The sequence below is a fragment of the Variovorax sp. JS1663 genome (assembly GCF_002157355.1).
Taxonomy (GTDB): Bacteria; Pseudomonadota; Gammaproteobacteria; order Burkholderiales; family Burkholderiaceae_C; genus Variovorax.
In genome coordinates this window covers 25,096-31,511 of the sequence record NZ_LYMK01000063.1, presented here as the reverse complement: position 1 = coordinate 31,511, position 6,416 = coordinate 25,096, and the positions used below count along the sequence as shown (strand labels likewise).

Sequence of the window (6,416 nt, the reverse complement as noted above, 5' to 3'; positions counted from 1 at the left end):
CCGCCCTTCCACGTCCCACAGCTCGGCGTTGCGCGCCCGCTCGGCATAGAAGGGGAAGCCGATGGCGACACCGCGTGGCGTCGCGGCAGCGCGGCGCTCGTCGAGCTTCCTGTTGCTCGGCTTGGAGGAAGCCGCGCTGTCGGCGGGGGTGGCGATGGCAGTGCTCATGGCGCGATCGTGGCGGGCCGTGGCACCCGCGCGTAGCTGTGAATCGCGCCAGTCTATGCAACTATTAATTCCATAAATAGAACCAAGTAATCTCAATTTCGTGGAACCAATCCAAGCACTGACCCAGCGCGAGATCCGGGCGCTGCCCGACTTCGTGCTGCGCCAGGTCGTGCGACGTACCGCCGCATGTCAGCCGGTGCCGACAACGATGGTGAGGATGAATGCGGACAAGCGCTACGCCCGCACACCGACGAGGCACCGCGCCGCCCGCCGCTGGCTCCCGTGCAGTCGAAGGCCTACAACAAACAGCATCGGAGGCATGCCATGGACAAGATCAATCTGGATTCCGCAGGTGATGGCAGAGGCTACGAATGCCTCGGGCTGAACGGCTCGCGCATCCTCACCCGCAGTCATGCCGAGGCCTGCTTCTGGCATTCGCTGGGCTACGTGGTGCTTCACTATTCGCATTGGGCGACCTGAGGCGCCACGCCTCTCGCCGGGAGAAAAGAATGTTCATCGCCATGAGAACCGTACCCCGCGCACAGGATGCGCGGCTGGTCATCGCCTGCATCCGCGCGTGCATCTGGGCCGCCGTGGAAGGACGCCCCTTTTGCCCGCTGCGGCAGGATTGACGAGCCCGACTCCCGGAGACGCATCAGAGATGCAGGACGCCCAGGCGCGCCGCCTGGGCCACCGCATCGGTTCGCCCCGTCGCATCGAGCTTGTCGATCAGCGAGCCGACGTGGAACTTCGCGGTGTGCACCGATATACCCAGGCGCCGCGCGATCAGCTTGTTCGATGCGCCTTCGGCCACCAGGGCCAGCACTTCCAGTTCGCGCGGCGTGAGTGTCATGTCCGCCGGCTCGCTGCGCTGCGCGGCCTCGGGGAGCACCACCGCCAGGTCGGCTACCTCGCCGCGCTCGGCCACGCGGATGTCCGGCACCGCAGCCAGCGCGGCGGCCAGCCTCTGCGACAAGGCCTCGTCGTCGATCTCCAGCGCGATCACGATGGGCTTCATCGCGCCATTGTGGACCGCTGTGCTCAATCGGATGGCCTCTCGCCCACCGTGAGCTGCACGTCCAGCGCTTCGCCGGCACGCCGCAGCGAGAACGCGAGCACCGTGCCCACGCTCGCGGGCCCGAGCCGGCGCAGCAGCAGCGCCACGCTGCGGATCGGCTGCCCGTCGAGCGCGACGATGATGTCGCCCTGCCGGATGCCGGCCGCCTCGCCGGGCCCCCGCGCGGCCACGCCCATCACCATCGCGCCGACGCCGCAGGCATCCACCCGCACCGGCTGCAGGCTCAGGCCCAAATAGCCGCGCGGCATGCGACCATGCGCCATCAGTTGCGTGGCCACGCGCTCTACCGTGCCCCCCGGGATGAGCAACACGCTGCGCCGCGGGCCGAACACAGCCATGCCCACCGGCCGGCCCCGCGCGTTGAGCACGAGGCCGCCCTCGCTGCCGAGGCGCAGACGCAGATCGAGCTCGATGCGCGCGTCGATCTCGCCGCCGCGCAGGCTTCGCCAAGCCGGGCCGGCCAGCGAGACCAGCCCGCCCGCGACCACCGGCAACCCCTCGCGCGCGCCGACCGCGACCACCATCTCGCCCACGCGCAGCGGCGTCGCATCGAAGGCCACCGGCTGCGCCTCGCTGCCTTCGCAGCGCAGCAGCAGCACGTCGGTCGTGGGATCGCGTCCCGCCACCTTGGCCGCCAGCGTCGCACCACCGGGGAGCGTGACCTCGGCCTCCTCGTCCTCGGGCAGGCCTTCCTCGGAACTCACGATCCATCCGGGCCGCCACGCGAATCCGCTGGCGCGCGCATGGCGCGTCTGGATCGCGACCACGCCGGGCGCTGCAGCGCTCACCGCATCGGCAACGACATTCGACCACTGGTCAAGAGAAGAGTAGGGAGAAGTATTCGACATCGCGGCTCCTGGCTTCGATGCCATTGTCAAGAGCCGTGCGTTGCGCGCCTACTGCCCGGTCGGGCAGGCCCGCGTGCACATACGCCGTCAGTGATATTGCGCTTCGGCACCAGCCTAGTAGATTCAGCCGCGGTCGCACGCAGCGCCTCCATCCATCTGCAGCCCATGTCCCTGACCACTTCCTCCAGAGCCATGTACGCACCGGAAGGATGGCAGCAGTTCAGCGAGGAGATCGTCGGCAGCTCGCCCGCGCATACCGCGATGCTCGCGCAGCTGCGGCGCATCGCGGCCACCGAGGCACCCGCGCTGATCGAGGGCGAGACGGGCTCCGGCAAGGAGCTCGCGGCGCGCGCCATCCACTACGGCGGCCTGCGCGGCGCGCGGCCCTTCGTTCCCGTCAACTGCGGCGCGCTGCCCGAGACGCTGATCGAATCCGAGCTCTTCGGCCACGAGCGCGGCGCTTTCACCGATGCGCGCCAGGCCCGCGCCGGACTCGTCGCGGAGGCCAACGGCGGCACCCTCTTCCTCGACGAGGTCGACGCGCTCTCCGGCAGGGCCCAGGTGACGCTGCTGCGCTTCCTGCAGGACCAGCGCTACCGCCCCGTCGGTACGGCGCGCGAGCGCGAGACCGACGTGCGCGTGGTCGCCGCATCGAACCGCCCCCTCGCCGTGCTGGTGGCCGAGGGCAGCTTTCGCGCCGACCTGATGTACCGGCTCAAGATCCTGCACCTGGTGCTGCCGCCCCTGCGCGAACGCGGGGGCGACATCGAGCTGCTGGCCATGCATTTCATCCGCCGCTTCAGCGCCAAGTACGGCCTGCCCATCAGGACATTGCCGGTGCAGACGCTGCAATGGCTGCGCGCGCAGCGCTGGCCCGGCAACATCCGTGAGCTGGAGAACTGGGTGCATCGCGAGTTCCTGATGGACGGCAGCGCAACCGCGGGGCCTGGCCCAGCGCACGAATCCGCGCGCGCCGTCGACTGCGATGACAGCGGCCTCGGCTGCTTCCAACGCGCGAAGGCAGAGGCGGTGCGTCAGTTCGAGCAGGACTACCTGCAGCGCGCGCTGCGCCAGGCCGACGGCAACGTGACGCGCGCGGCGCAAATGGTCGGCAAGGAGCGGCGTGCCTTCGGCAAGCTGCTGAAGAAGCACGGCATCGCGCGCGACAGCGCGTGGGGTGATCCCGGCTGAGCCACGGGCGCGGCCCGTTCATTGTTTCCAGCCTGAAAACACCGCGGTTCAAAACGCGGCGGTTTCTCGAGGGTGCGTGCGCGCAGAGTAGTGTCATCGACACACCCTTTGAAGGAACCGACATGAAGACCTCGAAACTCATCGCCGCCGCCGCCCTCTCGCTCCTGGCCGCTGCCGGTGCACAGGCAGAGACCTACGAAGGCGTGCATCCCCTGACCTCCGGCGCGAGCCGCAGCGAAGTCGCCGCCCAGGCCGTCGACGCGGCGCGAGCCGGCAACCTCTATGCCGAAGGCGCCAGCGCCGGCGCGCAGCGCTTCGAATCCACCGCCGATCGCGCGAAGGTGCATGCGGAAGCCGTCGCCAAGGCGCACGACCCCTTCGCCAGCCTGGACCGCCGCGCCTTCTACCGCGACGAAGTGCCGGCGGCCTACAAGAAGCCGAAGGTCTCTTTCACACGCCAGGCCGGCCTCTGAATCGCTCCGCGACAACGCGAAAGTTCAACGGGCCCTCGTGGCCCGTTTTTTTTGAAGGGCGCCCACAGGCCTGAGCCCTCGCGATCAATATGCGGTGCACCGGGTCTGCAGAGACCCTGCCGCGCGATCCGCGCCGGGTCCGCATTGACCCGGCCCGAGGGGCTGTCTCCCCTTTTTTCCCTGTCGCGACGCCAACTTGCGCGTCTCGCGATGCCTGGCATTGCGCTTGCACTCTGCGCTGACGCCCAGCGGCCCCAAGCCTCGGCATCAGCGCAGGAGATCGAATGAACGCACATGGCCAAGGTACATACGCCATCGACTCGATCGAGCGCCGCGTGCTGGACTACCTGGCCTCGCATCCGCATGCCGCGGATTCGGCCGAGGGCATCCGGCGCTGGTGGCTGGGCAGCCAGGGTGCGACGGCGACGCCGGAGGAGATCGAGCAAGCGCTCGCGCGCCTGGTCGACGGCGGCCTGATGCGCCGCGTGAGCCTGGCGGACGGCACCCGCCTGTACGCGAGCGAGCAGGAGCACAGCGAACACCACGTCGCGCATTGAGCGCACAAGAAGGAGCAACGCATGCCACAGGCACTGACTTACCCCGGCGTCTACATCGAAGAGGTCGCGAGCGGCGTCCGCACGATCACCGGCGTGGCGACGTCGATCACCGCTTTCGTCGGGCGTGCGCGCCGGGGACCGGTCGACAACGATCCGCTTCGCCTGAGCCCGGTCCGGGTCCACAGCTTTGCCGAGTACCAGCGCGTATTCGGCGGCGTCTGGAACCAGAGCCCGATGTCTTTCGCGGTGAGCCAGTTCTTCCAGAACGGCGGCAGCGACGCACTGATCGTGCGCGTGGTCGGTACCAACGCGGCGACGGCCACGCTCACCAACAACGGGCTCACGCTGTCGGCGACCAGCCCGGGCACGTGGGGCCGCCTCATCGAGGCGACCATCACGGATGACGACGGCGCTGGCGGCACGCTGCCCGCGCCGCTGTTCAACCTGATCGTGCGCGACACCGACCCGGCCAACGACGTGCGCGAGGTGTACTTCGGCCTGTCGACCGACGCGACCCATGCGCGACATGTCCAGCGCGTGCTGCTCGGCAGCAGCCTGGTGCGCGCGACCGCGGTGCCCGCTGCGCCGAACCGCCCCAATCCGGCCGCGGCCACCCTGCTTGCCGTCGCGGACACGGCGGACGGCGACCCCGTGGGCCCGACGCGGATCACCGATGTCGCGCTCGAGGCCACGCAGCAGGGCATCTACGCGCTCGAACGTGCCGACCTCTTCAACATCCTGGTGATCCCGCCCTACGCGCCGGACAAGGACGTCGCGGCGGCGGACCTCGGCCCGGCCCTGGCCTACTGCCGGCGGCGGCGCGCGATCCTGCTGGTCGATCCGCCGGCCGAGGTCGACACCATCGCCGAGGCCATCCAGCATGCCAACGACGTGGGACGCGACAGCAACGCGGCCTTCTTCTTTCCACGCGTGCGTGCGCCCAATCCGTTGCGGGAGAACCGGTTGGACACCTTCGCCCCGAGCGGCGCGGTCGCCGGCGTGATGGCGCGCACCGACGCCACGCGCGGCGTGTGGAAGTCGGCGGCGGGCACCGAGGCCACACTCACCGGCGTGAGCGCGCTGGCCCTCAAGCTCACCGACCCGCAGAACGGCGAGCTCAATCCGCTCGGTGTGAATTGCCTGCGCGACTTCCCGGTCTACGGGCGCGTGGTGTGGGGCTCGCGCACCCTGGCCGGCGCCGATGCGCTGACTTCGGAATGGAAATACCTGGCGGTGAGGCGCATGGCGCTGTTCCTGGAGGAGAGCCTTTACCGCGGCACGCAGTGGGTGGTGTTCGAGCCGAACGACGAACCGCTCTGGGCGCAGATCCGCCTCAACATCGGCGCCTTCCTGCAGGGCCTGTTCCGCCAGGGTGCGTTCCAGGGAAGCACGCCGAAGGAAGCGTACTTCGTCAAGTGCGACCGGGAGACCACCACCCAGGCCGACATCAACCTCGGGATCGTGAACATCATCGTCGGCTTCGCTCCGCTCAAGCCGGCCGAGTTCGTGGTCATCAAGCTGCAGCAGATCGCCGGCGACATCCCGACCTAGGCCCCAGCGATACAGACAGGAGCACCGACATGGCCCAGTTTTCCGTCAATGCGCAGCGCTTCGACCCGTACAAGAACTTCAAGTTCAAAGTGCAGTGGGATGGCCGCTACGTCGCCGGCATCAGCAAGGTGGGCGCGCTCAAGCGCAGCACCGAAGTGGTCGAGCACCGCGAGGGCGGCGATCCGTCGACCGGGCGCAAATCGCCGGGCCGCACCAAGTACGAAGCCATCACGCTCGAACGTGGCGTGACGCACGACCCGGAGTTCGAGAAGTGGGCCAACTCGGTCTGGAATTTCGGCTCCGGGCTCGGCGCCGAGGTATCGCTCAAGGACTTCCGCAAGGACCTGATCATCGAGCTCTACAACGAGGCCGGGCAGAAAGTCATCGCCTACAGGGTGTACCGCGCATGGGTCTCGGAATTCCAGGCGCAGGCCGACCTCGACGCCAACGCCAACGCCGTGCTGATCCAGTCCATCAAGCTGGAGAACGAGGGCTGGGAGCGCGACGAGCAAGTGACGGAACCCACCGAGCCGTCGCTCTAGACCCGGCA

Annotated in this window: 9 protein-coding genes and 1 pseudogene; 7 read left to right on the top strand and 3 right to left on the bottom strand. The window is 68.7% G+C overall.

The genetic code is table 11. From position 1 onward, the window contains the following. A pseudogene (locus A8M77_RS35760) lies at positions 1-168 on the bottom strand (4-aminobutyrate--2-oxoglutarate transaminase); the annotation flags it as partial. Between the two features lie 324 nt (positions 169-492). On the opposite strand from A8M77_RS35760, the gene A8M77_RS36310 reads away from it, so the two are divergent. Both A8M77_RS36310 and A8M77_RS37325 read left to right on the top strand, forming a co-directional pair. Beyond that, the gene (locus A8M77_RS36310) at positions 493-648 is read left to right on the top strand and encodes a hypothetical protein (protein ID WP_158101036.1); all 156 of its coding nucleotides are present in this window, start codon (positions 493-495) and stop codon (positions 646-648) included. Between the two features lie 29 nt (positions 649-677). Continuing rightward, on the top strand, positions 678-800 hold the full coding sequence (locus A8M77_RS37325) for a hypothetical protein (RefSeq protein ID WP_272947465.1): 123 nt from the start codon (positions 678-680) through the stop codon (positions 798-800). Positions 801-823: 23 nt separating this feature from the next. On the opposite strand, the gene A8M77_RS31645 is transcribed toward A8M77_RS37325, so the two are convergent. Next, positions 824-1,186, bottom strand: a complete 363-nt coding sequence (locus A8M77_RS31645; protein WP_086925442.1) for a response regulator transcription factor — start codon at positions 1,184-1,186, stop codon at positions 824-826. 23 nt (positions 1,187-1,209) lie between these two features. Beyond that, on the bottom strand, positions 1,210-2,094 hold the full coding sequence (locus A8M77_RS31640; protein ID WP_086925441.1) for a S1C family serine protease: 885 nt from the start codon (positions 2,092-2,094) through the stop codon (positions 1,210-1,212). A 165-nt stretch (positions 2,095-2,259) separates the two neighbouring features. Between A8M77_RS31640 and A8M77_RS31635 the strand changes: the two genes are divergently transcribed. From A8M77_RS31635 to A8M77_RS31615, 5 genes are all read left to right on the top strand, one after another. Next, positions 2,260-3,285 (top strand): sigma-54 interaction domain-containing protein, encoded by a 1,026-nt coding sequence (locus A8M77_RS31635; RefSeq protein ID WP_238137046.1) that lies wholly within the window; start codon positions 2,260-2,262, stop codon positions 3,283-3,285. 122 nt (positions 3,286-3,407) lie between these two features. Further along, complete coding sequence (locus A8M77_RS31630; RefSeq protein ID WP_086925439.1) at positions 3,408-3,758, top strand: alpha/beta hydrolase; 351 nt, start codon at positions 3,408-3,410, stop codon at positions 3,756-3,758. A 284-nt stretch (positions 3,759-4,042) separates the two neighbouring features. Further along, positions 4,043-4,315: a hypothetical protein gene (locus tag A8M77_RS31625; RefSeq protein ID WP_086925438.1), complete on the top strand. Its 273-nt coding sequence runs from the start codon at positions 4,043-4,045 to the stop codon at positions 4,313-4,315. Between the two features lie 21 nt (positions 4,316-4,336). Continuing rightward, positions 4,337-5,866 carry a phage tail sheath family protein gene (locus A8M77_RS31620; RefSeq protein ID WP_086925437.1) on the top strand — a complete coding sequence of 510 codons (1,530 nt, stop codon included), beginning with the start codon at positions 4,337-4,339 and terminating at the stop codon, positions 5,864-5,866. Positions 5,867-5,895: 29 nt separating this feature from the next. Then, positions 5,896-6,408 (top strand): phage tail protein, encoded by a 513-nt coding sequence (locus A8M77_RS31615; RefSeq protein ID WP_086925436.1) that lies wholly within the window; start codon positions 5,896-5,898, stop codon positions 6,406-6,408. Positions 6,409-6,416 lie beyond the last annotated feature (8 nt).

Excerpts from the sequence above, each read along its gene's own strand:
- A8M77_RS31615 (WP_086925436.1), top strand. The coding sequence starts at position 5,896 with ATGGCCCAGTTTTCCGTCAATGCGCAGCGCTTCGACCCGTACAAGAAC.
- A8M77_RS31645 (WP_086925442.1), bottom strand. The coding sequence starts at position 1,186 with ATGAAGCCCATCGTGATCGCGCTGGAGATCGACGACGAGGCCTTGTCG.
- A8M77_RS31640 (WP_086925441.1), bottom strand. The coding sequence starts at position 2,094 with ATGTCGAATACTTCTCCCTACTCTTCTCTTGACCAGTGGTCGAATGTC.
- A8M77_RS31625 (WP_086925438.1), top strand. The coding sequence starts at position 4,043 with ATGAACGCACATGGCCAAGGTACATACGCCATCGACTCGATCGAGCGC.
- A8M77_RS31620 (WP_086925437.1), top strand. The coding sequence starts at position 4,337 with ATGCCACAGGCACTGACTTACCCCGGCGTCTACATCGAAGAGGTCGCG.
- A8M77_RS31630 (WP_086925439.1), top strand. The coding sequence starts at position 3,408 with ATGAAGACCTCGAAACTCATCGCCGCCGCCGCCCTCTCGCTCCTGGCC.
- A8M77_RS36310 (WP_158101036.1), top strand. The coding sequence starts at position 493 with ATGGACAAGATCAATCTGGATTCCGCAGGTGATGGCAGAGGCTACGAA.
- A8M77_RS31635 (WP_238137046.1), top strand. The coding sequence starts at position 2,260 with ATGTCCCTGACCACTTCCTCCAGAGCCATGTACGCACCGGAAGGATGG.
- A8M77_RS37325 (WP_272947465.1), top strand. The coding sequence starts at position 678 with ATGTTCATCGCCATGAGAACCGTACCCCGCGCACAGGATGCGCGGCTG.